The 26071-nt window shown below is 68.8% G+C and carries 23 protein-coding genes and 1 tRNA gene; 12 read left to right on the top strand and 12 right to left on the bottom strand.

Annotated features, from left to right (window positions below; genetic code table 11):
- Positions 1 to 4: 4 nt before the first annotated feature.
- Complete coding sequence (hpnH, locus tag RH90_RS08915; RefSeq protein WP_010185208.1) at positions 5 to 1150, bottom strand: adenosyl-hopene transferase HpnH; 1146 nt, start codon at positions 1148 to 1150, stop codon at positions 5 to 7.
- A gap of 8 nt (positions 1151 to 1158) precedes the next feature.
- Positions 1159 to 2115, bottom strand: coding sequence for a 4-hydroxy-3-methylbut-2-enyl diphosphate reductase (ispH, locus tag RH90_RS08920; RefSeq protein WP_010185210.1), 957 nt, complete (start codon positions 2113 to 2115; stop codon positions 1159 to 1161).
- Between the two features lie 283 nt (positions 2116 to 2398).
- Here ispH and RH90_RS08925 point away from each other — a divergent pair, with 283 nt between their 5' ends.
- Positions 2399 to 3004, top strand: coding sequence for an ABC transporter substrate-binding protein (locus RH90_RS08925; protein ID WP_010185211.1), 606 nt, complete (start codon positions 2399 to 2401; stop codon positions 3002 to 3004).
- 35 nt (positions 3005 to 3039) lie between these two features.
- Positions 3040 to 4068, top strand: a complete 1029-nt coding sequence (locus RH90_RS24605; RefSeq protein ID WP_010185212.1) for an MlaA family lipoprotein — start codon at positions 3040 to 3042, stop codon at positions 4066 to 4068.
- Between the two features lie 152 nt (positions 4069 to 4220).
- Here the strand turns inward: RH90_RS24605 and RH90_RS08935 are convergent, their stop codons facing one another.
- Together RH90_RS08935 and RH90_RS08940 are read right to left on the bottom strand one after the other, a co-directional pair.
- On the bottom strand, positions 4221 to 6815 hold the full coding sequence (locus RH90_RS08935) for an MMPL family transporter (RefSeq protein WP_010185213.1): 2595 nt from the start codon (positions 6813 to 6815) through the stop codon (positions 4221 to 4223).
- Positions 6812 to 7282, bottom strand: a complete 471-nt coding sequence (locus RH90_RS08940) for a DUF2141 domain-containing protein (RefSeq protein ID WP_010185214.1) — start codon at positions 7280 to 7282, stop codon at positions 6812 to 6814. The genes RH90_RS08935 and RH90_RS08940 overlap by 4 nt, the downstream gene beginning before the upstream one ends.
- A gap of 215 nt (positions 7283 to 7497) precedes the next feature.
- Here RH90_RS08940 and RH90_RS08945 point away from each other — a divergent pair, with 215 nt between their 5' ends.
- The 7 genes from RH90_RS08945 (at position 7498) to RH90_RS08975 (ending at position 14704) form a co-directional block, all read left to right on the top strand.
- The gene (locus RH90_RS08945) at positions 7498 to 8178 is read left to right on the top strand and encodes a DUF4129 domain-containing protein (protein ID WP_232280333.1); all 681 of its coding nucleotides are present in this window, start codon (positions 7498 to 7500) and stop codon (positions 8176 to 8178) included.
- Positions 8175 to 9392, top strand: coding sequence for a hypothetical protein (locus RH90_RS08950; RefSeq protein ID WP_029625172.1), 1218 nt, complete (start codon positions 8175 to 8177; stop codon positions 9390 to 9392). The genes RH90_RS08945 and RH90_RS08950 overlap by 4 nt, the downstream gene beginning before the upstream one ends.
- A complete protein-coding gene (locus RH90_RS08955; RefSeq protein ID WP_029625173.1) occupies positions 9374 to 10354 on the top strand; it encodes an AAA family ATPase in 981 nt (326 codons plus the stop codon). Before RH90_RS08950 ends, RH90_RS08955 begins: the two co-directional genes overlap by 19 nt.
- A 121-nt stretch (positions 10355 to 10475) precedes the next feature.
- Positions 10476 to 11786, top strand: coding sequence for a DUF58 domain-containing protein (locus tag RH90_RS08960; RefSeq protein WP_010185218.1), 1311 nt, complete (start codon positions 10476 to 10478; stop codon positions 11784 to 11786).
- Positions 11786 to 12823, top strand: coding sequence for a stage II sporulation protein M (locus RH90_RS08965; protein WP_010185219.1), 1038 nt, complete (start codon positions 11786 to 11788; stop codon positions 12821 to 12823). Before RH90_RS08960 ends, RH90_RS08965 begins: the two co-directional genes overlap by 1 nt.
- A complete protein-coding gene (locus RH90_RS08970; protein ID WP_010185220.1) occupies positions 12807 to 13661 on the top strand; it encodes an RDD family protein in 855 nt (284 codons plus the stop codon). Before RH90_RS08965 ends, RH90_RS08970 begins: the two co-directional genes overlap by 17 nt.
- A gap of 44 nt (positions 13662 to 13705) precedes the next feature.
- Positions 13706 to 14704 carry an MBL fold metallo-hydrolase gene (locus RH90_RS08975; RefSeq protein ID WP_010185221.1) on the top strand — a complete coding sequence of 333 codons (999 nt, stop codon included), beginning with the start codon at positions 13706 to 13708 and terminating at the stop codon, positions 14702 to 14704.
- 8 nt (positions 14705 to 14712) lie between these two features.
- Here RH90_RS08975 and RH90_RS08980 read toward each other — a convergent pair.
- Positions 14713 to 14789 (bottom strand) — tRNA-Arg (locus RH90_RS08980).
- Positions 14790 to 14871: 82 nt separating this feature from the next.
- Here RH90_RS08980 and RH90_RS08985 point away from each other — a divergent pair.
- On the top strand, positions 14872 to 15636 hold the full coding sequence (locus RH90_RS08985) for a queuosine precursor transporter (protein ID WP_010185222.1): 765 nt from the start codon (positions 14872 to 14874) through the stop codon (positions 15634 to 15636).
- A gap of 130 nt (positions 15637 to 15766) precedes the next feature.
- On the opposite strand, the gene purQ is transcribed toward RH90_RS08985, so the two are convergent.
- From purQ to purC, 4 genes are all read right to left on the bottom strand, one after another.
- Positions 15767 to 16438 carry a phosphoribosylformylglycinamidine synthase subunit PurQ gene (purQ, locus tag RH90_RS08990; RefSeq protein WP_010185223.1) on the bottom strand — a complete coding sequence of 224 codons (672 nt, stop codon included), beginning with the start codon at positions 16436 to 16438 and terminating at the stop codon, positions 15767 to 15769.
- Positions 16435 to 16665, bottom strand: a complete 231-nt coding sequence (gene purS, locus RH90_RS08995) for a phosphoribosylformylglycinamidine synthase subunit PurS (protein ID WP_010185224.1) — start codon at positions 16663 to 16665, stop codon at positions 16435 to 16437. The genes purQ and purS overlap by 4 nt, the downstream gene beginning before the upstream one ends.
- Before the next feature lie 82 nt (positions 16666 to 16747).
- On the bottom strand, positions 16748 to 18400 hold the full coding sequence (locus RH90_RS09000; RefSeq protein WP_010185225.1) for a hypothetical protein: 1653 nt from the start codon (positions 18398 to 18400) through the stop codon (positions 16748 to 16750).
- A 3-nt stretch (positions 18401 to 18403) separates the two neighbouring features.
- A complete protein-coding gene (gene purC / locus RH90_RS09005) occupies positions 18404 to 19183 on the bottom strand; it encodes a phosphoribosylaminoimidazolesuccinocarboxamide synthase (RefSeq protein WP_010185226.1) in 780 nt (259 codons plus the stop codon).
- Between the two features lie 456 nt (positions 19184 to 19639).
- Here purC and parC point away from each other — a divergent pair, with 456 nt between their 5' ends.
- Both parC and RH90_RS09015 read left to right on the top strand, forming a co-directional pair.
- Positions 19640 to 21886, top strand: coding sequence for a DNA topoisomerase IV subunit A (gene parC / locus RH90_RS09010; RefSeq protein WP_010185227.1), 2247 nt, complete (start codon positions 19640 to 19642; stop codon positions 21884 to 21886).
- Between the two features lie 206 nt (positions 21887 to 22092).
- The gene (locus RH90_RS09015; protein WP_198283398.1) at positions 22093 to 23709 is read left to right on the top strand and encodes a putative bifunctional diguanylate cyclase/phosphodiesterase; all 1617 of its coding nucleotides are present in this window, start codon (positions 22093 to 22095) and stop codon (positions 23707 to 23709) included.
- Here the strand turns inward: RH90_RS09015 and RH90_RS09020 are convergent.
- The 3 genes from RH90_RS09020 to RH90_RS09030 are packed head-to-tail and all read right to left on the bottom strand — an operon-like array spanning position 23679 to position 26049.
- Entirely contained in the window at positions 23679 to 24902 is a 1224-nt protein-coding gene (locus tag RH90_RS09020; RefSeq protein ID WP_010185229.1) for a CCA tRNA nucleotidyltransferase, read from the bottom strand. The two genes, RH90_RS09015 and RH90_RS09020, sit on opposite strands and share 31 nt — an antisense overlap.
- The gene (locus tag RH90_RS09025; protein WP_010185230.1) at positions 24890 to 25486 is read right to left on the bottom strand and encodes a CoA pyrophosphatase; all 597 of its coding nucleotides are present in this window, start codon (positions 25484 to 25486) and stop codon (positions 24890 to 24892) included. The genes RH90_RS09020 and RH90_RS09025 overlap by 13 nt, the downstream gene beginning before the upstream one ends.
- Complete coding sequence (locus tag RH90_RS09030; RefSeq protein ID WP_029625175.1) at positions 25483 to 26049, bottom strand: DUF1285 domain-containing protein; 567 nt, start codon at positions 26047 to 26049, stop codon at positions 25483 to 25485. The genes RH90_RS09025 and RH90_RS09030 overlap by 4 nt, the downstream gene beginning before the upstream one ends.
- Positions 26050 to 26071 lie beyond the last annotated feature (22 nt).

Here is a 26071-nt window from a genome sequence, read left to right on the forward strand (position 1 = left end):
TTTCCTACGCCGCGCGCTGGGTGCGCTTGAAGCCGTCGGGATCGGCCGCCTTGATCTTCGCGAGCTCGGCCTCGACATGCGTTGAGTGGACGTCCTCGGCCTTGCGTGCATGGCTGAGATCGATGTCGGGTGCCATCGGCCCCTCGGTGCGGATGCCCTTGCGGCCGACGGTGAACATCTTGAGCGGGTTGCGCACGGCGTCCGCCGCAGCGGTGCCCTCGAAGCCGCAATGCACCATGCAGTTCGAGCATTTCTCATACTTGCCGACGCCGTACTGATCCCAGTCGGTGCCTTCCATCAGCTCGGCGAACGTCGGCACATAGCCCTCGCCGACCAAGTAGCATGGCTTCTGCCAGCCGAACACGGTGCGCAGCGGCATCGACCACGGCGTGCACTCATAGGTCTGGTTGCCCGCGAGGAAATCTAGGAACAGCGGCGAGTTGGTGAAGCTCCACGCGCGCGCGCCATCGCCGCGCGAGAAGACGTCGCGGAAGAAGTTCTTGGTGCGCTCGCGCGTCAGGAAATGCTCCTGGTCGGCGGCGCGCTCGTACGAATAGCCCGGCGAGATGGTGATCTCGACGCCCAATTCTTCCATGATGTCGAAGAAGCCGGCGAGCCGCTCGGCCGAGGCGCCGTCGAACACCGTGCAATTGACCTGGACGCGGAAGCCCTTCGACTTGGCGAGCTTGATCGCGTCGATCGCGATCTCGTACGTCCCGTCCTGGTCGACGGCGTGATCGTGCATGCCCTTGTCGCCATCGAGATGGATCGACCAGGTGAAATAGGGCGACGGCTTGTAGTCGTCGATCTTCTTCTTGAGCAGCAGCGCGTTGGTGCAGAAGATCACGAACTTCTTCTTCGCGATATAGCCCTCGACGATGCGCGGCATGTCGCGGTGGAGGAGCGGCTCGCCACCCGCGATCGACACGGCGGGGGCGCCGCAGTCTTCGATCGCTTCCATGCACTGCTCGTAGCTCAGGCGCTGGTTAAGGATCGCGTCGGGATAATCGATCTTGCCGCAGCCGGGGCAAGCGAGGTTGCAGCGCAGCAGCGGCTCGAGCATCAGCACGAGCGGATATTTGCCGCCCTTGATCTGGTTCTTGAGCGTGTAGGCGCCGATGCGCATGAGCGGAGCGAGGGGAAGCGTCATGGCTGTTCCTATGCGCCCACTGCGGCGCGCTTGATAGGGGCGGGGTCGCGAAGTTCGCGCGGGAGGCCGAATTCGAGCGATTCGACGACGCCCGACAGTTGCGTCACCTCGACCGGGCCGAGCCTGCGCAAAGCGGCGATCACGCTCTCGACGAGTTCGTCGGGGGCAGAAGCGCCTGCGGTCAGGCCGACGCGCTCGACACCATCGAACCAGGCCGGATCGATCGCGCTGCCATCGGCGACGAGATAGCTCGGCAGGCCTTCGTCGGTGCCGAGATCGCGCAGGCGGCTCGAGTTCGAGCTGTTTTCCGAGCCGACAACGAGCAGCAGATCGGCAACCTTGCACAGGTCGCGCACCGCGCTCTGGCGGTTCTGCGTCGCGTAGCAGATCTCGGAAACGTCGGGCCCGACGAGATTGGTGAAGCGGCGGCCGAGCGAGGCGATGACGTTCTTGGTGTCGTCGACGCTGAGCGTGGTCTGCGTGATATACGCCATCGGCGTATCGATCGGCAGGTCGAGCGCGGCGACATCGGCCTCGGTCGAGACGAGATGCACCGGCGCATCGACCTGACCGCGCGTGCCGACGACTTCGGCATGGCCCTCATGCCCGATCATCACCAGCGTGCGGCCGTCCTTGGCGTAGCGGCGGCCCTGGAGATGGACCTTGGTGACGAGCGGGCAGGTCGCGTCGAACACCGGCAGCTTGCGCGCCCTGGCTTCTTCCTCGACCGAGCGCGCGACGCCGTGCGCCGAGAAGACCGTCATCGCGCCCTCGGGCACGTCGGACAATTCCTCGACGAACACCGCGCCTTTCGCGCGCAGCGTGTCGACGACGTGGCGGTTATGGACGATTTCGTGGCGGACATAGACGGGCGCGCCGTAGCGATCGATCGCCCGTTCGACGATCTCGATAGCCCGTACGACCCCAGCGCAAAAACCGCGTGGGTTGGCGAGAATGACCTGCAAACACCGTTCCTTCCGTCCGCTCGAATGCCGAACCGGGCACGCATGCCCTACAGCATCCGCGCGAATTCGTCATCTATGCCTCCCAGATAGAGATCTTAGCCGCGTTGCAACATGAGGGGAACGTAAAAAAGCCGGTGATGCGGGGCGAAGGTCGGACGAATGCGGTGCAACCCGCCCGGTGCGAGCGCGTTCATCGCCGCTACAGCCGTTTGTGCTAGCGACCAGACGGTGGTACCGGCGCTGCCCAAGCGGGCCCTCCGGAATGTCCCAACAGGAGCTTTCGATGACGTTTTCTCTCAGAGTGATCGTGCCCGCCGTGGCGCTCGTGCTCGCCGCACCGCTCTCCGCCCAGGCCGGTGATCCTGCGCGCGCGCCGGTTCAGACGCTCGACGACGGGCTGCTCGCGATCATGAAGGGCGGCAAGACGCTCGGCGCTGCCGGCCGCGCGGCGCGGATCGCGCCGGTGGTCGACCAGACCTTCGACGTCGCGCTGATCACGCGGCTGTCGGTCGGCCTCGACTGGCTCAAGGTCGCGCCGGCAGACCAGACCGCACTCGTCGCGGCGATGCGGCGGCTGACGGTCGCGCAATATGCGTCGAATTTCGACAGCTACAGCGGCGAGAGCTTCAAGATCGACCCCAATGTCGAGACGCGCGGCACCGACAAGGTGGTTCGCACGACGCTTGCAGCGCCGAAGGGCGACCCGGTCCCGATCGGCTATCGCCTGCGCCAGAGCGGCGGCGCGTGGCGGATCGTCGACGTCTATTACAAGAATGCGATCAGCCAGCTCGCGACGCGCCGCGCCGATTTCGCGAGCATCTTCGCCAAGGGTGGGGCGAAGGCGCTGATCAGCCATCTGAACGACCTTTCGGCCAAGGGCGGACGCTGATCTTGCGGCTGGGGGGCACGAGCAGCGTGGTGGCGATGGCGCTCGCGCTGTTCGCGGCGCAGGGGGCGATGGCGCAGGACGTCGCGGCGCCGACGCAGGCGGTCGCGAACGGGACGGCCGCCCCGGCGACGCCGCCTGCCGGCCCGCCCGCGGCGCGACCGCGGCATCACCGGACCAAGGGCGATCCGCTCGAGGGCTTCAACCGGACGATGTTCTCGCTCCACCAGTTCCTCGATCGGATCGCGTTCCGGCCGTTGGCGATGCTCTACAAGACCGTGTTTCCGAAGCCGCTGCGCACCGGAATCCGCCACGTCTTCTCGAACGTCGGCGAGCCGCTGGTGTTTGCCAACGATGTGCTGCAACTGAAGCCAAAGCGCGCGCTCAAGACGGCCGGGCGCTTCCTCGTCAATTCGACGATCGGGATCGGCGGCGTGCTCGATGTCGCCAAGACGCGCGATTTCAACCTGCCGCATCACGACAACAGTTTCGGCACCACGCTCGGCCATTACGGCCTGGGCCCGGGACCCTACATCTTCCTTCCGCTGGTCGGCCCGAGCGACTTCCGCGATTTCGGCGCCGGGATCGCGCAGGGGCAGACCTATGCCTTCACGATCGGCACGCCGTTCGACCGCGCCGAATATCGCGTATCCGAAGCGGTGCTGACCGGGCTCGATCTGCGTGTCGAATCGGATGGGGCGTTGAAGGCGCTGCTCGGCGGCGCGGTCGATCCGTATGCGACGCTGCGCTCGGCCTATCTGCAGGATCGCGCGGTGAGCATCGCCGAGACGCACAGTGCCAAGGCCGCAGCGGCGAGCGCGCTCGACGATCCGCTGACCGATCCGGCGGCGGATCCGCTCAAGGACCCGGCGGCGGGGGCCGCGCCGACTAGCGCTGCGCCGACGCCGAAGCCAGCTGCGGACGACTTCCCGGCCGATCCTGCGGCTGCGCCGACGGCCAGCCCGATGGCGCCGCCCGCCGCCAAGCCTGCCGTCGATGATTTTCCGGCTGATCCCGCGGCGCCCGCTAGCGCGCCGCCGGTCGCGACGTCCCCGGCGAAGCGGTAACGCCGCTGCCCACCACGCGCAGCGCCAGCTTCGGAACCTCCCCTCCCGCTTGCGGGAGGGGTTAGGGGTGGGGCGTGCCGCGAGCGCAGCGCAGGGGATCCAGGTCGTTCCCTCCCCCAGCCCCTCCCGCAAGCGGGAGGGGAGCAAGAGGGCTACGCCTTCTTCGCGCGCGGGGGCCCCAAGAGCGCGGGCTCGAAGATCAGCGCGCATACCAGCGTCCACGCCAGCGAGATCATCAAAATCTTGCCCATGCTCGCGGTGCCGGGATGGTGCGACAGCCACAGGCTGCCGAACGCGCTGCCGGTCGCGAGCGCGCTGAACAGCACCGCGCGCGCGAGGCTCGACTGCAGCAGGTCGGTGGCCCCGGCGCGCCAGGCCATCACGAAATAGATGTGGAACGCGACCCCCACGCCGAACAGCAGCGGAAAGGCGATGATGTTGGCGAAGTTGATCGGCTGGCCGATCAGCACGCAGCTTCCCAGCGTCAGGAAGCCCGACAGGACGACCGGCGCGAGCGTGAAGGCGACTTCTTTCAGATCGCGCAGCACGACGAACAGCAGGCCGCTGACCAGCACGAGCGCAAGGATCCCCGCCTCGACGAACGCCCAGGCGACGGTGCCGGCGGCCTCCTGCGTCGCGACGGGCAAGCCGCTCGCGGTCGGCGCGACCGCGCGCACGGCTCGCGTGAAGCGGCGCAGCACGGCATTGTCGTTGCTGTCGCCCTTGGGGAAGACCTGCACCAAGGCGCGGCCGTCCTTCGACACCCAATCGCCCGCGATCTCGGGCGGCAGCGTCGCGCGCGTTACCGGCTCGGCCTGGAGCAGGCTGCGAATCTGGTCGAGCATCGTGCCGAGCGGGGTGACGAGCAGGGCGGTCGCGTTGGTCCGCTGCGTCGTCGCGGCGCGCGCGAGCCGATCGAACGCGCTCGCGAGCCGACGGGCGTCGCCAGCGGCGGGGCCGGGATGCGCGGTCGCGGCGGCGCGGAGTTCGCCTGCGGTCTTCATCAGCGCCGCACTTGCCGCGGCGTCGCTTGGCGGCGGCGTCACGTCGAACGGGTTGACCGCTGCATCGAGCAACAAGGCCGCATCCTGCACCACCGCGAGCTTGGCCGGCTGGTCCTCGGGCACGAAGCCATCGACCGACACCGCCTCGGCAACCTCGGGCAACGCGCTCAGCTTCGCGGCAAGCGCCTTCGCCGCATCGGCATTGGGCGCGAGCACGTTGATCGTGTTGGGCGTGCGCAGCGGATCGCGCATCAGATCGGTCAGCGCGCGCATCGCCGGGCCGTCCTTGGCGCGCAGGTGGAGCGGATTGAAGTCGAACTGAACGAAGGGGAGCAGCGCGATGCTCCCCGCCATCGACGCGGCGAACGCCCAGAGTACCGTCTTGCGATGCGTGTGCAGCCAGCGGTCGAGCGGCGCCGCCGCGCTGAAGCCGACCTCGCGCCGCGGCGCGCCGGGCTTGAGCAGCATCAGCATCGCGGGCAGCAGCGTGACGCTCGCGACGAGTGCGACGATCATCCCGAGCCCGGCAATGATGCCGAGCTCGGCAATCCCGATATAATCGGTCGGCAGGAACGCGCCGAAACCGAGGAACACCGCCCCCGCCGCCAGCGCGAGCGGCGCGCCGAGCGCGGTGGCGGCGCGTTGGAGCGCGGCGGCGGTGTCGGCGCCGTCGAGCCGCTCGGCATTGAAGCGCACCGAGATCTGGATTCCGAAATCGACCCCAAGCCCGACGAACAACGGAATGAAAGCGACCGAGATCAGATTGAGCGCCCCGACCGCGAGCAGCCCGAGCGCGGTCGTCAGCACGAGCCCCGCAATGATGGTGACGACGATCCCCGCGACGATCTTCACCGAACGCGTCGCGAACCACAGCGTCAGCAGCATCGCCGCGGCCATCACCAGCCCGACGAAACCGATATTCTCCTCGAGCGTCGCAAACTCCTCGTCGGCAAGCGGGACTTCGCCCGTCGTGCGCACGGTCACGCCGTGCGCCGGATCGAGCCCCAGCTTGTCCGCTTGCGCGACGATCGCGGCGACCGCATCCTCGCCGGGCTGGAGCGCGCCGTAATCGAGCTTGGGCTGCGCAAGGATCAAGCGACGCCGCGGCGGGGTGGTGCCCGAGCCCGGCTCGGCGAACAGCTCCTGCCACGAGAAATAGGCGGGCTTGCCCGCCGCCGAAGCGTCGAGCGCATCGGCCATCGTCCGCATCGGCCGCGCGATCCGCGTCAATGGGACGTCGCCGCGCGCGACCCCGGTCAGCATCGTCGAAAAGGCATTCGCGATGCCGCGTAGCGACGGGTCGCTGGCGAGCGGGCCGAGCAGTGGCTGCGCGTCGATCAGCGCCTTGGTCGAGGCCTGGACCTCGGCGGTCGAACCGAACAGCAGCCCCTCACGGTCGAAATAAGCGCCGCCATCGGGGCGCTGGACGCGGCGGAAGTGCGTCGTGTCGGTGGCCAAGGCGGCAGAGAGTTTCGCTGCCCCCGCTTCGGCGAGCTCGGGCGTCTTGCCGTCGACCACGACGAGCAGCACGTCGGACAGTTGCGGGAACGCCGTCTCGACGGCTTTCTCGTTCTGCCGCCACGCGATCTTGGGCGAGATCAATGCCGCGGTATCGGTGGTCATCGCGAAATGCCCGGCGGCATAGACGGCCGCGCCCGCGACCAAGGCGAGGCACAAAGCGAGCACCGCGAACGGGCGGCGCACGCCGAGCGCGACGAGCCGCTGGAGCAGGGTTGCGATCACTGGCTGCCCGAGCCTGGTCCGATGAAGTAGCGCAGCTTCAGCCGAATGGTCTTTTCCTGGCCGTCATAATCGAACACGGCTTCCTCCCACTTCGGCGGGGCGAGCTTGATCCTGGCGTCGTTGGAGAAGCCGACGCCCTCCTTGGGCACGCCGAACAACGCGCGGTCGATCTTGTTGTTGCCGTTCTGGTCGTAGAACACCTGCGCGGCATAGCGGCCGGGCTTGAGACCGCTGAGCGTGACGGTCGTCTCGCCGAGATGCGCGGGGGCGTTGCCGGTGATCGGGCAATCCTTGAGGAACTGCGCCTGGGTGCACAGGTCGACATGGACGTGCCCGGTATGATCGCGGACGTTGTCGACCGCGACATGGAGCAGCCCGCTCGACCCCTGACCGGCGGTGAGCGCGAACAATGGCAGTGCTGCGACGAGAAGTTTTCCGACGCGCGCGAACGAGGAGATAGGATGCATGGCGGCCCTTTAGACCAGATTGAGGCCGGAATGGAACCGGCTCGACGCACGCGTCTTGTCGATTCGCGCTGAACCCGCGCTTAAGCTCCGCGGCGCTGCAGCAGGTCCGCTCGCGCGCGACGATTGGCGTTTGCGCAGGCGTCGCGTTGCTCTACGCTCAGCCGCAGCGCAGCAACGCGACGCAGGGGATTTTGGTGAGCGGAGGGACATCGCAGGTGGCGGCCGCCACCGATCGCTTTGCCGCCGCGCATGCCGCGCTCAGGGCCGATCCGAGCGTGCAATTCACGCTTCATAGCGTGCCCCCGCCGCCCAAGCCGCCCGAATGGCTGATGCAGGTCGGCAGATGGCTCGGCAAGCTGTTCGAGCCGGTCGGGCGCGGCCTGGTGTGGATCGCGCATCGGCTGCCGCATTGGCCGTATGCGAAGATCCTGTTGTGGGGCGTGCTCGCGCTGGTCGCGATCGCGATCCTTTGGGCGGTGTATCAGCGCGTGCGGCATGGCGAATGGCGCTGGCCGCGCTTCGGGTGGCGGCGCCCGGCGGTCTCGCAGCCCGTCGATGCCGCCTGGGCGCCCGAGGCCGCGCCGGTGCAGGAATGGCTGCGCGAGGCCGATCTGCTCGCGGGCGAAGGGCGCTATGCCGAGGCGGTGCATCACCTGCTGCGGCGCTCGATCGACGATATCGCGCGGCGCCGCCCGCAGCTCGTCCGTCCGGCGCTGACCAGCCGCGAGTTGAGCGCATCCGCCGCGATCCCGCTATCGGCGCGCGACCTGTTCGCGGGGATCGCCCGCCTGGTCGAACGCAGCCTGTTCGGCGGACGCGCGGTCGATGCGGCGGACTGGACGCAGGCGCGCGCCGCGTATCGCGATTTCGCGTTGCCCGGCGCGTGGCGCGGATGAGCGACCTGACGATGGGCGAGCCCGGAGCGGGTAATACGGGCGCGTTCAACGTGCGCACCGTCGCGATCCTGCTCGCGGTCGGCATTCTCGCCTTTATCGGGATGCTGGTGCTCGGGGCGTACGCCCCCGACCTGCGTTCGGGCCGCAATGGCGGGGCGCATGCGCTGTCGAACGCCGCGGTCGGGTATAGCGGGATCGTCCGGTTGGCCGAAGCGACCGGGCGCACCCCGCGGATCATCCGCAACGCGCGGCAGCTCGGCGGCGAGGACCTCGTCGTGCTCACCCCCGAATCGGGTGCGACCGACTTGACCAAGGTGCTCGCCGCGCGCGGCGCCAAGGCGACGCTCGTCATCCTGCCGAAATGGCAGACCGCCGCCGATCCGCTTCATCCCGGCTGGGCGAATTTCGTCGCGTTCCGGCCGGTCGGCGATGCCGAGGGCGTGCTCGCGCCGCAATACAAGCTCAAGGTCACGCGCTACACCAGCGGCGGGCAGCCGCTGCGCGCGTTAAGGTGGATGCCGCGCGGCATCGCCTTTGCCGCGCCGCGCCCGGTGCAGACGATCGCCGGCGTCGACCTCCGCCCGATCCTGACCGACGCGCAGGGGCATGTCGTGCTCGGCCAGATCGGGGATGCGGCTTTCTATGTTCTTGCCGATCCCGATCTGCTGTCGAACATCGGCATGCGCGATGCGGCGCAGGCGCGCGCGGCGCTCGAGCTGCTCGACTGGCTCAATTCGACCGGGGCGAAGACAATCGGCTTCGATGTCACGCTCAACGGCTTCGGCGCGTCGCCGAGCCCGCTGAAACTGCTGTTCGACCCGCCCTTTCTCGCGATGACGCTGACGCTCGCAGCGGCGGTGCTGCTCGCAGGCGTCCAGGCGACCGCGCGCTTCGGCCCGCCGCGGCGGCGCGCGCGGGCGATCGCGTTCGGCAAGACCGCGCTGATCGACAATGCCGCCGCGCTCGTCCGCAAGGCCGGGCGGCAGGGGCGGCTCGGCCCACGCTATGTCGATCTGGTGCGCGAGCGGGCGGGCGGCGTGTTCGGCGTGCCGGCGCGACTGCAGGGGGCTGCGGCCGACACCTATCTCGACGGCCTGCGCGGGCGGGCGCGTTTCACAGGATTGGCGGAACAGGCGCGCGACGCGCGCGACCCCCGCGACATGCTCGCGGCGGCGCAGGCGCTGCATCACTGGTTATGGGAGAAGACGCGGTGACATTCGAAACGGTCGAAGACGTGGCGGCACTCGCCGGCGCGATCCGCGCGGAAATCGGCAAGGCGGTGGTCGGGCAGGAGCAGACCGTCGAGATCCTGCTCGTCGCCTTGTTCGCAGGTGGGCACGTGCTGCTCGAAGGGCCGCCGGGGACCGCCAAGACGCTGCTCGCACGCAGCTTCGCGCGGGTGACGGGGCTCGCTTACGGGCGGATCCAGTTCACGCCCGATCTGATGCCCGGCGACATCATCGGCGCGAACCTGTTCAACTTCCAGACGAGCAGCTTCACGCTGACGCGCGGGCCGATCTTCACCGACCTGCTGCTCGCCGACGAGATCAACCGCACCCCGCCCAAGACACAGGCGGCGCTGCTCGAGGCGATGCAGGAACGCACCGTGACGATCGACGGCGAGAGCCTGTCGCTCGGCGAGCGCTTCATGGTGGTCGCGACGCAGAACCCGATCGAGCAGCAGGGGGTGTATCCGCTGCCCGAGGCGCAGCTCGATCGCTTCCTGTTCAAGCAGACGGTGGATTATCCGAGCGCTGCCGAGGAACGCCGGATCATCGCCGCGCACGGGAGCCAGGCGCATGCGATGGAGCCGGAGGAATGGGGTGTCGCGCGAGTCGCCGATGCCGCGATCATCGGCGCGGCGATCGCGACGGTCGGGCAAGTGCGGCTTGCCGACGAGGTGATCGACTATATCACCGCGCTGATCCGCGGCACGCGCGATGTCGCCGATCTGGAGAGCGGGGCGAGCCCGCGCGCGGGTGCGATGCTGGCCGGCGCGGCGCGCGCGCGGGCGGCGCTCGACGGGCGCGATTTCGTCATTCCCGACGATGTGAAGGCGCTCGCGCCGGCACTGCTGCGGCACCGGCTGATCCTGTCACCCGCGGCCGAGATCGACGGGCGTGCGATCGAGGATGTCGTCACGCACATCATCGAGACGATCGAAGCGCCGCGGTGATCTTGCGCGCTGCGTCCATCCCCCGTCACCCCCGCGAAAGCGGGGGTCCCGCTTCTTCTTCGGCGGCAGGAAGAAGCGGGATCCCCGCGTTCGCGGGGATGACGGGGGGAGCGCGCGCGCGATGATCTACCCGACACGCACCGCGGTCCTCGCCGCAGCCGCCGGTGCGCCGGTAGCGTTGTTCATCGCCGTCGCGTTGCCCGGTCGCTGGTATGTCGGGCTCGCCTGGCCGATCGCGGTGCTGCTGCTGACCGCGTTCGATGCATTGAGCGCGCGGCGCACCGGGACCGCCAGCCTGTCGGTCCCCACGACTGCGCCGGTCGGCGCCACAATCGACGCGATGATCCGCGTCACGATCGCAGGCGGCCGGCCACCGCGCAGCGCAGAGGTGGCGCTCGATGGCGGCCCGCTGCTCGCGCTCGAGAATGACGGACGGTTGTGGCTCACGCTGCACGACGGCCGCGGTGAAGCGCTGCTGCCGCTCGCCACGCTCCGGCGCGGCACCGCGCGGATCGACAAGCTCTGGCTGCGCTGGCGCGGCGCCTTCGGGCTGGCGTGGCAGCAACGCATCCTCCCCACCGACGTGACGCTCCCGATCCTCCCCGACATCCGCGCGCTCCACGACCGCGGTGCGCAGATCTTCCAGCGCCACGCGCTGTCGGGCCTGCTCGCGCAGATCAACCGCGGCGACGGCACCGATTTCGACGCTTTGGTCGAGTTCCGCGCAGGCATGGACCGCCGCGCGATCGACTGGAAGCAGTCGGCGCGCCAGACCAAGCTCCACGCCAAGGAATATCGCAGCGAGCGCAACAACCAGATCGTCTTCGCGGTCGACGCCGGACGGCAGATGTCCGAGCCCGTCGCCGGCCTGCCGCGCGTCGACCGCGCGGTGTCGGCGATGCTGCTCACCGCCTGGATCGCCTTGAAGCTCGGCGACCGCGTCGCGCTCCACGCATTCGATTCGCGCCCGCGCATCGCGAGCGGACTGGTGTCGGGAATGCCCGCCTTCGCCAATCTCCAGCGGCTCGCCGCGGCGATCGACTATAGCGGCGAGGAGACCAATTACAGCTTCGCGCTGACCACGCTCGCCGCCAAGCTGACGCGGCGCTCGATGATCGTTTTGTTCACCGAATTCACCGATCTGACCTCGGCCGATTTCCTCGTGCGCGCCGCCGCGCGGTTACTCGACGGGCATCTGCTGCTCGTCGTCGTGCTGCGCGACGAGGAGGTCGAGCGGCTGGTCGATGCCGCGCCCGCGACACCCGACGACGTGACCCGCGCGGTCACCGCCGCCGCCTTGCTGCGCGATCGCAAGCTCGTGCTCACCCGGCTCCAGCATCTCGGCGTGCATGTGATCGAAAGCGCGCACGACCGCGTCGGCGAGGAGCTCGTCGCGGGCTATGTCGCCTTGAAACGCAGGAACCTGCTCTGATGGCCACCGCCTTGCTCACCGCGCAGCCCGCCACGGTCAACGCCAGCCGTTTCCGCGCGGCGCATGCCGCCGACTGGCAGCGGCTCGAGACGCTGGTCACGCGGATCGAGAAACGCTCGATCTCGGCATTGAGCGATGACGATCTGCTCGCGCTTCCGCTGCTGTACCGCACCGCCTTGTCGTCGCTGTCGATCGCGCGCGAGACCTCGCTCGACCGTGCGCTGGTGACGTATCTCGAACAGCTCTGCACACGCGCCTATTTCCAGCTCTACGGCGTCCCGACCTCGGCGGTGCGGCAATTGCGCGATTTCTTCGTGCGCGCCTGGCCCGCCGCGGTGCGCGCGCTGTGGCGCGAGACGCTCGTCTCGCTGCTGCTGACGGTGGCGGGCACTGTGGTCGGCTATCTGCTGGTGCGCGGCGATCCCGGCTGGTTCTTCGGGCTGGTCGGCGAGAGCATGGCGGGCGGGCGCGATCCCTCAGCCTCGTTCGAATCGCTCTGGATCACGCTCTACGGCAAGCATAACGACATGCTGACGACCTTCGCCGCCTATCTCTTCACGCACAATGCGCAGATCGCGATCTTCTCGTTCGCGCTCGGTTTCGCCTTCGCGGTGCCGACCGCGCTGCTGATCGCGTATAACGGATTGATGCTCGGCGCCTTCCTCGCGGTGTTCGTGCCCAAGGGATTGGGCTTCGGCTTCACCGGCTGGATCCTGATCCACGGCACGACCGAATTGTTCGCGATCATCCTGTCGGGCGCGGCGGGGTTCCGCATCGGCACCGCGATCGCCTTTCCCGGCCGCGCGACGCGCGGCGACGCCGCGGTGCAGGCGGGCAAGACGGGGGCGACCGTGATGGGCGGGGCGGTGGTGATGCTGCTCGTCGCGGGGCTGCTCGAGGGGATCGGGCGGCAGACCGTGACGAACGATCTCGCGCGCTATGCGATCGGGCTGGCGATGCTGCTCGGCTGGCTGCTCTATTTCTATCTGCCCCGTTCCTATCTGCCGAGGAGCCGCCGCGATGGCGCTCCGGCGTAACGCGCGCACGGCGCTGCGGTCGCGCCGGCGCAGCTTCGTCACGCCCGAAGGCGTCGACCTGCAGATCGAGCTCGGCAGCGCGGGCGAACGCGCCGCGGCGTTCGTCATCGACGTGCTCGCGATCCTCGTCGTGCTCGTCGTCGCGACGATCGCGATCGCCTATCTCGCCTGGTCGAGCCATCAGGGCGCCTTGGCGGTGCTGTGGCTGCTCGGCTTCTTCGTGCTGCGCAACGGCTGGTTCGCGCTGTTCGAACTGAGCGGGAGCGGCGCGACGCCGGGCAAGCGGCTGCTGGGCTTGCGCGTCGTCGCGCGCGACGGCGCGCGGCTGACCGGCGGTGCGGTGGTCGCGCGCAACGCGATGCGCGAGATCGAACTGTTCCTGCCGCTGAGTTTTCTCGGCAGCCAGATCGCCAATAGCTGGGCCGATACCATGCTGACGCTGTTCGCGCTGGGCTGGAGCGGCATTTTCCTGCTTTTCCCGCTGTTCAACCGCGACCGGCTGCGCGTCGGTGACTTGCTCGCCGGGACATGGGTGGTGCGCACCGTGCGCGGCAAGCTCGGCTCGGACCTCGCGCTCCCGGTCGAACGCGAGCGCCGCGTGTTCAGCGAGGCGGCGCTCGGCCTGTACGGCGTGTACGAGCTGCAGATGCTCGAGGAGGTGCTGCGCAACGGCACCGACGAGGCGATCGTCACCGTCGCCGCGACGATCCGGCGCAAGGCGGGGCTGCCCGACGACCGCGACGACCGCGGCTTCCTCACCGATTATTACGCCGCATTGTGCGGGCGATTGGAGCGCGGGCTGCTCGTCGGGCGGCGCCGGGCGGATAAATTCGCGTGACGACGGAGGGTGCATTCTCCGCGATCCCCCTCTAGGTCCGCTGCATGGCCCGTAACCGCTATTATTCCGGCCCGCCGAGCGACCATTTCGACGGCGTGCGCTTCTTCAATCCTGGTCAGCCACCCAGCGATGCCGGGCTGGGCGCGGTGCTGCGCTGGAAGCTTGCGAACGGCGCGGCGCGCTGGCCGGCATCGGTGCCCGTCGCGCCCGCCAAGCCGGTCGCGCGGCACGCGGGCTTGCGCGTGACGATGGTCGGGCACGCGTCGCTGCTGATCCAGGCGGCGGGGGTCAACATCCTGACCGATCCCGTCTGGTCCGAGCGCGCGAGCCCGTTCTCCTTCCTCGGCCCCAAGCGCGTCACCGCGCCGGGGGTCGCGTTCGACGATCTGCCGCCGATCGACCTCGTGCTGCTCAGCCATTGCCATTACGACCATCTCGACCTCGCCACGCTGCGCCGTCTCCACGTCGCGCACGCGCCGCTGATGGCGATGCCGCTCGGCACCGATGCGATCGTCCGCGCGGGCGTTCCGGGCGCGCGCTGCGTGGTCGGCGACTGGTGGGACAGCCTCGCGCTCGCCAACGGCTTCGCGACGACGCTGACCCCGGCGCGGCACTGGGCGAATCGCTGGCCGAGCGACGTGCGCATGGCGCTGTGGGCGGGGCATTATCTGACGACGCCGGTCGGCACGCTGTGGTTCGTCGGCGACACCGGCTATGGCGACGGTGCGATCTTTCCGGCGATCCGCGCACGGCTCGGCGCGCCCGACGTCGCGCTGATCCCGATCGGCGCGTATGCGCCGCGCTGGTTCATGGCCGAACAGCATGTCGACCCGACCGAGGCCGTGCGGATCTTCCAGGATGTCGATGCGGGGCAGGCATTGGGCATCCACTGGGGGACGTTCCAGCTGACCGACGAAGCGCGGGATGCGCCGCGGCTGGCGCTTGACGATGCGGTTTCGGCAGCGGGTCTCGCGCGGTCGCGCTTCGTGGCGGCGGAACCGGGCGGCGTGTACGATTTCGACCAAGGCGGGCCGGCCGCCTGAGGCGGCGGTGGCGCGCCCGGAGGGAGTCGAACCCCCGACCGAGGAGGTAGAAGCTCCTTGCTCTATCCAACTGAGCTACGGGCGCGCACCGGCTTCGCCATTAGCGCGGATTGCGCGCGCGCGAAACCGGCTTCATAGCGGGCACGTCGATCAGGGGGCGAAACGACATGGCCGGTTTGAAGACGATCACCGCCGCCGAAACGCGCGGCCGCGAATTCCGCTATTTCGATTTCGTGATGGTCGCGTTCGTCGTGATCCTTCTGCTGTCGAACGTCGTCGGGGCGGGGAAGCGCTCGGTGATCGACTTGCCGGGAATCGGGCCGTGGCCGTTCGGTGCCGGCATCCTGTTCTTCCCGGTCAGCTATGTGATCGGCGACATCCTCACCGAGGTCTACGGCTATGCCCGCGCGCGGCGCTGCGTGTGGGCGGGGTTCGGCGCGTTGCTCTTCATGGCGCTGATGGAGCAGATCGTCGTCGCGTTGCCGCCCGCGGCGGCATGGAACGGGCAGGCGGCGTACGAATATGTCTTCGGCCGCTCGATCTTCGTCGATCCGGCCGCGGCGACGGGGCTGCGCATCATCCTCGCCTCGATCACCGCCTTTTGGGTCGGCGAGTTTGCCAACAGCTTCGTGCTGGCGAAGCTGAAGATCCTGACCGAGGGCCGGATGCTGTGGACGCGGACGATCGGCTCGACGGTTGTGGCGCAGGGGTTCGACAGCCTGATATTCTACCCGCTCGCCTTCTACGGCGCGCCCGACTGGCCCGTCGCGGCGATGCTCGCGGTGATGGTCAGCCAGTTCGTGCTCAAGGTGTCGTGGGAGGTGATCCTCACGCCGTTCACCTATCTCGTCGTCAACTTCCTCAAGCGCGGCGAGGGGGTCGACGTGTACGACCGCGGGACCGATTTCTCGCCGTTCCGGGCGCGGGTGTAGCGGCGTTTCGGGGACACCCTAAACCGTCACCCCGGCCTTGTGCCGGGGCCCACCGTGCCGCTCTCGCAGCGATCGCAGTACGCGCGGCCCGGTGGACCCCGGGACGAGCCCGGGGTGACGACCGGTGTGTTTATGCCCCCACAGCCTCGAACAGCCCTTCGAACATCCGCCGGCCGTCGTCGCCACCATGCGCGGCGGTTTCGATGCGGCGCTCGGGGTGCGGCATCAGGCCAAGCACGTTGCCGGCTGCGCTGAGCACGCCCGCAATGCCGCGCGCCGACCCGTTGACCGCGCCGGCATAGCGGAACGCGACACGGCCCTCGCCCTCGAGGCGGTCGAGCGTCTCGTCATCGGCCGAGTAATTGCCGTCGTGATGCGCGACCGGATAGACGATCTGCTCGCCGGCATCGTAGCGGCTGGTGAAGACGCTCTGGCTGTTCCCGACCGTCAGCGCGACTTCGCGGCAGACGAAATCGAGCCCGGCATTTCGCATCAAGGCGCCGGGCAGCAGCCCCGCTTCGGTGAGGATCTGGAAGCCGTTGCACACGCCGAGCACGGGAAGCCCACGCCCCGCCGCGTCGCTCACCGCACGCATGATCGGCGACCGCGCGCCGATCGCGCCCGAGCGCAGGTAATCGCCATAGGAGAAGCCGCCGGGGACGGCGATCACGCCGACGCCGTCGGGCAGCTCGGTCTCGGCGTGCCACACCATCGTCGGCTTGGTGCCGCCGACCCGCTCGAGCGCGGTCGCGATGTCGCGGTCGCAGTTCGAGCCCGGAAAGACGATGACCGCGGTCTTCATACGCGCTCGACCCGGTAGTTTTCGATGACGGTGTTGGCGAGCAGCTCGCGGCACATCGCATCGACGCGCTCGTCGGTGGTGTCGTCGGCGACGTCGAGCTCGATCAGCTTGCCCGCGCGGACGTCGTTGACGCCGGCGAAACCGAGGGTGCCGAGCGCCTTGTGGATCGCGCGGCCCTGCGGATCGAGCACGCCGGGCTTCAGCGTGACGAAAATGCGGAGCTTCATGGGGCTTGTCCTGGCTGCGGTCGGGAAGCGCGCACCCTATGGCGCCCCGCGGCGCGTGTCGCAAGCTTTCCCGCGCTCGGCGTTACTTGGGCTTGGGGATTGCCGGCACCCCGCTGAACCAGTGCGGCAGGCCGATCGTCGTGGCCACGCCGTAGCGCGCGAGCGCGGGCTTGGGCCAGGGGCCGGTGAGATAGAGCGGCGCGAAGCCGCCGGCATCCTTGCCCGCGAGCAGGGCGCGGACATGCTCGTCGCCGAGCCAGCGCTCGTCGCCGGTGAAGGGCCGGCGCAGCGCGACCGCATAGACCCGCCCGCCGACGAGGATCTGGTGATAGTCGAACGAATTGCGCAACTCGCCCGTCGTATCGGCCATCCAGGCGGTGGCGAAATAGGTCGGGATCCATTCCGCAGCATTGGGGGCGGGGAAGATTGCGAGGCGCGCGGGCACGCCCGGGCCGACTCGCACCGGCTCGAGCCGGATCGTCAGCGCGAGCAGCACCGGCAGCGCGGCGAGCAACAGGGCGGGGCGGCGTCGCGCATCGAGCACGAAGCGCACGCCGAACAGCCCAAACAGCGGCAGCACCCATTTGAAATAGTGCAGATTGTTGAAGCGCCACAGGCCCGTCGGCAGCAGATCGACATAGGCCAGCATGAGCACCGTGTAGGTCAGACCCGCCGCGGCGACGGCGACCGTGACCGGGCGCCGCGCTCGCGGCGTCGCGACGCAGGCCGCGATCAGCCCCGCACCGCCGAGCAACAGCCATGGGGCATAGTCGAGCAGCCCGATCCCCTCGCCGAACCAGCCGCGCGGATCGACCAGCACGACATACGCCTTCCAGCCGAGCCAGGCGAAGTTGAAGCCGTATTGCGCCGAATAGAGCATGTACGGGCTGGGGGCGGGGCCATAAATCAGCGTGTAGAGCGTGGCCAGCAGGCCGAAGGCGATCGCGAAGCTCAACATCGCGATCGCGCCTGCGCGCCCGTTGCGGGCGCGGTACAGCGCGACCGCTGCGGCGAGCGCGACGATCGCCCCGATGATCGCGTCGCCGGGCCGCGCGAATGGGATCAGGCCGAGCGCGATGCCGAGAATGGCGGCGGGCCAGCGCAATGGGGTCGTGCCGCTGCCCCCTTCGGCCGCACCCCGGCGAAGGCCGGGGCCCAGGAGCGATGTCGGCGGTAATAAAGCGCTGTCCTCGCTTACCACCCGCTCGCGGCTGGGCCCCGGCCTCCGCCGGGGAACGGACATGCGCGGATCCTCCCACAGCCGCGCCATTGCGCCGAGCGCTAGCCAGAGCAGCGCCGCCGAAGGTGTCGTCGTCCAGGGTTCGATCCACAGCTTGGCGATGCCGAATTGCGCGAGCGTCGTCGCGGCGAAAAGCAGCGCCGCGCCCCAGACGGGCACGCCGAATGCGCGCGCAACGCTCCTGAACCCTGCAAAGGCGAGCAGGTAACAGGCCAGATCGACGCAGAAGAAGGGCTGGCTCGGCCACACCGACAGGAACGGCATGCCGAGCAGCGGGTAGAGCAGCGGATAATAATGGACGGCAGGATCGAAATTCCCCGCCGCCAGTGCGCTCGCCGAGCGCACGTACAGCGCCTGATCCTGCCAGTCGTGCCAGTACAGCAACGCCGGGTCGCGCAGGCCGGGAAGCCCGACCACGCGCCACACCGTCAGCAGATACGCCAGCGCCAGCAGCGCGAACGGCCAAGCCGCCCGCGCCAGCGCCCGCGCGCGCAAAGCTTACTTGCCCTTGTTCAGACGATGCTGCTCGAGATCGAGCACCGCGCCGTCGGTCTCCTCGGTCAGCAGGCCCAGACGGCGTGCGACTTCCTGATACGCCTCGACCTCACCGCCGAGATCGCGGCGGAAGCGATCCTTGTCGAGCTTCTCGTTGGTGGTCATGTCCCACAGCCGGCAGCCGTCGGGGCTGATCTCGTCGGCGAGCAGGATGCGCGGGAAATCATTGTCCCACACGCGCCCGAATTCGAGCTTGAAGTCGACGAGGCGGATGCCGATCCCGGCGAACAGCCCGCACAGGAAATCGTTGATGCGGATCGCGAGGTCGGCGATGTCGTGCATCTCCTCCTGGCCCGCCCAGCCGAATGCGGCGATATGCTCGTCGGTGATCATCGGATCGCCGAGCGCATCGTCCTTGTAATAATATTCGATGATCGTCCGCGGCAGCTGCGTGCCTTCCTCGATCCCGAGGCGAGTCGAGATCGAGCCCGCCGCGACGTTGCGCACGACGACTTCGATCGGGATGATCTCGACCTGGCGGATCAGCTGCTCGCGCATGTTCAAGCGCCGGATGAAGTGCGTCGGCACGCCGATCAGCCCGAGCAGCGTGAAGATATGCTCGGAAATCCGGTTGTTGAGCACGCCCTTGCCGCTGATCGTGCCCTTTTTCTGGGCGTTGAAGGCGGTGGCGTCGTCCTTGAAATATTGGATCAGCGTACCCGGCTCGGGACCCTCGTAGAGGATCTTGGCCTTGCCTTCGTAGATCTGGCGGCGGCGTGCCATGTGCGCGGTAACCCTCAAATGATCGGCCCCGGCAACGCGATCGCGGGCCGGGGCGGGAAGGCGTGGCTATATCGGAACGCGGACGGGGGTGCAATCAGCTTGGCGCAGGCGGGGGACCGCGGTCGGGGCGATAGGCAGCGGCGTAACCGACTCCCCTCCCTGGAAGGGAGGGGTAGGGGGTGGGTCGGCCCGTTGTCGCGGGCAGCACCCGCTTTAGGCCGACCCACCTCCAGCCCCTCCCTTCCAGGGAGGGGAGGCGCGATGCGGCAGGTGGGGGGCTCGTGAAGGGCCGCGCGTTCGGGCGCGGCCGGTTTGGCATGCCGCTCTCACCGACGACCCCGCCGCCGGCCCGATCGCGAGCCTCGCCACCGTAATCTCCGCAGCCGCAGCATCCCCCGTCGCCAAACCCCGCACCGCCATCTCGCCACCGGCGCATCGCGCTGCTATCGCCGCGTAATGGCCACCGACACGACCGATCCCTTCAACGCCATCGTCGACGCGCCGTTCGATAGCGCGCTGAGCGATCGCTATCTCGTCTATGCGCTCTCGACGATCACCGCGCGTTCGCTGCCCGACGTGCGCGACGGGATGAAGCCGGTGCACCGCCGCCTGCTCTGGGCGATGCGCCAGCTGCGGATGGACCCGAGCACGCCGTACAAGAAATCGGCGCGTGTCGTCGGCGAGGTGATCGGCAAATACCACCCGCATGGCGATTCGTCGGTCTATGACGCGATGGTCCGCCTCGCGCAGGATTTCTCGGTCCGCTACCCTTTGGTCGAGGGGCAGGGCAATTTCGGCAATATCGACGGCGATGGCGCCGCCGCCTTCCGCTACACCGAGGCGCGGCTGACGCAGGTCGCGATGGATCTGATGGCGGGCCTCGACGAGGACGCGGTCAACTACAAGCCGACCTATAACAACGAGGAGCAGGAGCCCGAGCTCTTTCCCGGCGCCTTCCCCAATCTGCTCGCCAATGGCGCGGCGGGGATCGCGGTCGGCATGGCGACCAACATCCCGCCGCACAATGTCGCCGAGCTGTACGACGCGGCGATCATGCTGATCGACCAGCCCGACTCCAGTGACGCGGCGATGCTGCAGCACATTCAGGGCCCCGATTTCCCGACCGGCGGGCTCGTCGTCGATTCGCCCGCGGCGATCGCCGAGGCCTATGCCACCGGGCGCGGCGGCTTCCGCCTGCGCGCGCGCTGGAGCATCGAGAAGGAGAAGGGCGGCGGCTGGACCGCGATCGTCACCGAGATCCCGTACGGCGTGCAGAAGGGCAAGCTGATCGAGCAGATCGCCGCGCTGATCAACGACAAGAAGCTGCCGATCCTCGCCGACGTCCGCGACGAATCCGATAGCGAAATCCGCGTCGTGATCGAGCCGCGCAGCCGCTCGGTCGAGCCCGACATGCTGATGGAGAGCCTGTTCAAGATGTCGGACCTCGAGGTCCGCTTCAGCATGAACCTCAACCTGCTCGACGCCGACCGCACCCCGCGCGTGATGAGCCTGCGCCAGGCGCTGCTGGCGTGGATCGCGCACCAGTTCATCGTGCTCCAGCGCCGCACCGCGCACCGGCTCGACAAGATCCGTGACCGGATCGAGCTGCTCGACGGCTATATCGTCGCCTATCTCAACCTCGACCGCGTGATCGAGATCATCCGCACCGAGGACGAGCCCAAGCCGGTGATGATGGCCGAGTTCGAGCTCAACGACCGCCAGGTCGAGGCGATCCTCAACATGCGGCTGCGCAGCTTGCGCCGGCTCGAGGAAATGGAGCTGCGCAAGGAGCGCGAGGGACTCGAGAACGAGCGTTCGGGGCTGGAGGCGCTGCTCGGCAGCGAAGCGCGGCAGCGCACGCGGCTCAAGAAGGCCTTCGGCAAGCTGCGCGAGCGCTACGGCCCCGAGACCAAGCTCGGCCGCCGCCGCACCACCGTCGCCGAGGCTGCCCCTGCACGCGACATCCCGTTGGAAGCGATGATCGAGCGCGAGCCGATCACCGTGATCCTGTCGCAGCGCGGGTGGATCCGCGCGATGAAGGGGCATCTCGATGCCGCCGGGGTCGCCGCGATCAAGTTCAAGGAAGGCGACGCCGCCGCGTTCGACTTCACTGCGCAGACCACCGACAAGATCGTCATCGCTGCCGAAAACGGCCGCTTCTATACGCTCGCCGCCGACCGTCTGCCCGGCGGCCGCGGCTTCGGCGAGCCGGTGCGGCTGATGATCGACCTCGACGGCGACATCGGCATCGTCCAGATCTTCCGCGCGAGCATCGCCGAGAAACTGCTCGTCGCGGCGAGCGACGGGCGCGGCTTCCTCGTCCGCAGCGCCGACATCCTCGCCGAGACGCGCAAGGGCAAGACCGTCGTCACCCCGCGACTCGGCGCGAAGCTGAAACTCGTCCGTCCGGTCGACCCGCGCCACGATTATGTCGCGGCGATCGGCGACAACCGCCGCCTGCTCGTCTTCCCGCTGAGCGAGCTCGCCGAACTGTCGCGCGGGCAGGGTGTCCAGCTGATGCGCTTCCGCGACGGCGGGCTGTCGGATGCGATCACCTTCGTCTTCGCCGAAGGGCTGAGCTGGCCGATGGGCGGCGACAGCGGCCGGACGCGGACCGAGGCCGACCTCGCACCGTGGCGCGCGGCGCGCGGCGCGGCCGGACGGATGCCGCCCAACGGCTTCCCGCGCGACAATCGTTTCTGATGCAGCATTGCGTCCAGCCCGTTGCAATACTTCGCGTTTCGGTCGCAATTGCCTGAAATTCGGGAAGGAAAGGGGGATATTAACGAATCGTCCCTATCGCCGGGACAATGGCGCCGACGTCCAAACCCGTGCTGACACTTCCTGATCTGCCGGCGCCCCCGGTGGCGCTCGAGCCGTATCCGACATCGATGATGATGGCATCGCGCATGATCGACCTACTGCCGATCCCGGCGGCGATGGTGGCGCTCGACGGTTCCGCGGTCGTCGTCCAGATCGCGAATCGCGCCTATGAGATCGCCGGTCTGGGCATGAACGACCGGCGCCGCTCGCTCGTTGCCCAGATCGAACCGGAGATCGCCGCGTTCCTGCTCAGCGACGCGCTGCGGACCGAATTCTCGGTCGAGTTCGGCGACAAGGTCGATTGCCACTATTACCAGGCGACGCTCGCGCGGCTCGAACGCAACCCGCGGCAGCGCTGCATGCTCGCTTTGGTCGATCAGACCGCCGAGCTGCGCACCGAACACAATCTGCGCCGCGAGATGCTCACCGACAGTCTGACCGGGCTGCCCAACCGCGCCGGCTTCAGCGATCGGCTGGAGGTGCTGCTCGACGATCCCAAGACGCGCGATTGCTATGCCGTGCTGGTGATCGATCTCGACCGCTTCAGCCGCGTCAACGCCTGTCTCGGGTCGATGGCGGGGGACGAACTGCTCATCACCGTCGCGCGCCGTCTGAAAGGCGCGTTGCGCGCACAGGACGTGCTCGCGCGCACCGGCGGCGACGAATTCGGCATTCTGCTGACGCTCGAGGACGGAATCGGCGACGCCGAGCGAGTCGCGCGACGCATTCAGGGCGCGCTGGCGACACCGTTCCGGCTGTCCGACTTCGAGATTCGCGTCGCCTGCTCGATCGGCATCTCGTTCGGCGCGGCGGGAATCGAAGACGCCGAAGAACTGATCCGCCACGCGCAATTCGCGGTCAAGCGTTCGAAGGCGAGCGGCAAGACCGAGGCCTATCAGACGCAGGCGTTCGACATCGCGCGCGAGCAGTTCGGGATGGAGACCGCGCTGCGCCGCGCGATCGAGCGCGGGCAGATGCGGCTGACCTATCAGCCGATCCGCGATCTCTCGACCGGGCAGCTCGTCGCGTTCGAATCGCTCGCGCGCTGGCGGGACGACGCCGGGATCGAGCATTCGCCGAGCGACTTCATCCCGGTTGCCGAGGAATCGGGGCTGATCGTGCCGCTCGGGCGCTGGGCGATCCAGGAAGCCGCGGCGACCCTCGCCGAATGGGATGCGCGCTGTGGCGGCACGTCGGGGGTGCGGCTCGCGGTCAATCTGTCGGCGATCCAGCTCCAGCGCGACACGATCGCGCCCGTCGTCGAGGCGGCGCTCAAGGCGTACGGGCTCGAGGGCTCGCGCTTCACGCTCGAACTGACCGAAAGCGCGCTCGTCACCGATCCCGACCGGATCGCGGGGATCATGCACGCGCTCAAGCGCCTCGGCACGACGATCGCGATGGACGATTTCGGCACCGGCTATTCGAACCTCGCTTATCTTCAGAAATTGCCGATCGACGTTCTCAAGATCGACCGCAGCTTCGTCAGCGGCATGCTCGCCGACCGCGACAAGATCGCGATCGTCCGTGCGATCCTGTCGCTCGCGCAGGCGCTCGGCATGAAGACCACCGCCGAGGGAATCGAGACCAACGAACTCGCGCAGACGCTGGCGGCGCTCGGCTGCACCTACGGGCAGGGCTATCTCTACGCGCGGCCGCTCGAAGCCGAAGACGCTTATGCGATGCTGGTCGAGAGCCGCCACTGAGCGACCGCTTCGTCGGCGATCGCCGCCGCACGCGCCGCATCGGGGAAATTCTCCGCGACCCAGCGATCCTCGATCTGCCTGAGCAGCCGCGCGACGTCGGGACCCTTGCCGACGCCGCGCTGCACCAGCGCGCCGCCGGTCAGCGGGAAGCTCGGGATCGGCCATGCCAGGATGTCGCGCGCGCCATCGACCGCGTGCGACGCGTCCTCGACGGTCAGCAGCCAGCGATCGAGCGCGCCGTCGCGCCCCAGTCGATAGGCGAGCGGGTGCGGTGATCCGGTCGGGTCGGTCAGCGCCGCGACGATCCGCTTGCGCTGCGCGTTCGACAATTTGAGGCGCGCGCCGACGCTTTCGCCGAGCGCCGGGTCGCGTGGCAGCACCGCGGCGAGGCGGCGGAGCGGATCGGGCGCGAGTTCCGCCTGCGCCTCCACCGCGGCGACGCGTGCGAGGCGGCCAACCCCGGCCTCGTCGATCTCGGGCAGGACCGGCAGCAGGATGCCGCGCTCGACCATCAGTGCGAGCGTCGCGACGGCATTGGGCGCGACGAGCAGTTTGAGGAATTCCGCCGAGATGCGTTCGCGCGACAGCGCCATCAGGTCGTTGGCGCGCTGCGTGCAGGCGTCGAGCCCCGCCGCATCGGGCACGTCGCCGAAGCGCGCGTGGAAGCGGAAGAAGCGCAGGATGCGGAGGTGGTCCTCGGCGATGCGCTGGAGCGGATCGCCGATGAAGCGGACGCGCCGCGCCGCGAGATCGTCGAGCCCGCCGAAATAATCGAAGATCTCGCCCGATGCAGGATCGGCGTACAGCGCGTTGATCGTGAAGTCGCGCCGCGCCGCATCCTCGCGCCAGTCGTCGGTGAAGGCGACGGTCGCGTGGCGGCCGTCGGTCGCGGTGTCGCGGCGGAGCGTGGTGACTTCGACCGGTACGCCGTCTGCGAGCACTGCCGTGATCGTGCCGTGTGCGAGCCCGGTCGGCACGGCCTTGATCCGCGCCCGCGCGAGCAGGTCGATCACGTCCTCGGGCGCGTGGCGCGTCGCCAGATCGACGTCGGCGACGTCGATCCCGAGCAACGTGTCGCGCACCGATCCGCCGACATAGCGCGTCTCGCCACGCGCCGCACCGAGCACGTCGCACAGCTCCGGCAATCCCGCCCGCGCGCGCCACTCGGCGCCGGGCAGCGTCAGCCGTTCCATCGCAACCGGCGCGACAGGTTGACGATCATCGCCGCGGTCGCGCCCCAGATGCGGTGGCCGTCCCAGTGGATCTCGTAATAATGCCGGTTGCGGCCCTGCCACTCGACGCTCGCTTCGCTGTGGTTGCCCGAATCGAGCAGGAAGCCGAGCGGCACCTCGAACACTTCGGCGACTTCGGCGACCGCCGGCGTGAACACCAGATCGGGCGGCACGACGCCGATCACCGGCGTCACCTCGAAGCCGGTGACGGTGCGATAGCGATCGGCCTCGCCGACGATCGTGACGCGCTCGCGCGGCAGCGCGATCTCCTCCTCGGCCTCGCGCAACGCGGCGGCGACCGCATCCACGTCGCCCGAATCGACGCGGCCACCGGGGAAGGCGACCTGTCCGGCGTGGCGTGACAGCGTGTCGGTGCGCCGCGTCAGGATCACGCCGGGTTCGGCGCGGTCGGTGACCGGCACGAGCACCGCCGCCTGTGCCAGCGGGGTCACGATCGAATCGACATCGACATGGTCGCCGGTGAGCAGCACGGTGTCGGCATGGCCGACCGCCATCGCGTGGCGAAGGCGTTCGACGAGCATCATGCGACAGGCTCCAGCGCGAAGAAGGCGCCGGCGCTCCACACGCCGGGCGGCGTGTCGCCACCGTCGATCGCGCGTTGCGCCAGTTCGTAATAGACGCTGCGCGCGACGACGGCATCGAGCCCGCCGCGGACGTGGAGATAGGGGCGGGGGCCGTCCTCGCCCGGCTCGAAGCGCAGGGCATGCTCTGCGTCGGCGGTGACGAGATCGCCGGTGTTGAGCCGGAAGGTCAGCATCGCGGTCGGGCCTTCACCCGATGCCTTGAGCTCGACCGCGACGAACGGCGCATCCTCGACCTCGATATCGAGCTTCTCGACCGGCGTGACGAGGACGTAGCTGCCGTCGCTTTCGCGTCGCAGGATCGTCGAGAACAGCCGCACCATCGCCTGCCGCCCGATCGGCGAGCCCTGATGGAACCACGTTCCGTCGCGCGCGATGCGCATTTCGCTGTCGCCGCAATGCGTCGGGTTCCAGCGCTCGACCGGCGGGAGCTTCTGCTCCTCGGCGAGGCGGGCGATGTCGGCGAGCGACAAAGCGGAAAGGTCGGGGATCGGCTCCATGGGCATGAGGCGGCGGTAGGACAGGCGC

This window comes from Sphingomonas sp. PAMC 26605, from assembly GCF_000241485.1.
GTDB lineage: Bacteria > Pseudomonadota > Alphaproteobacteria > Sphingomonadales > Sphingomonadaceae > Sphingomonas.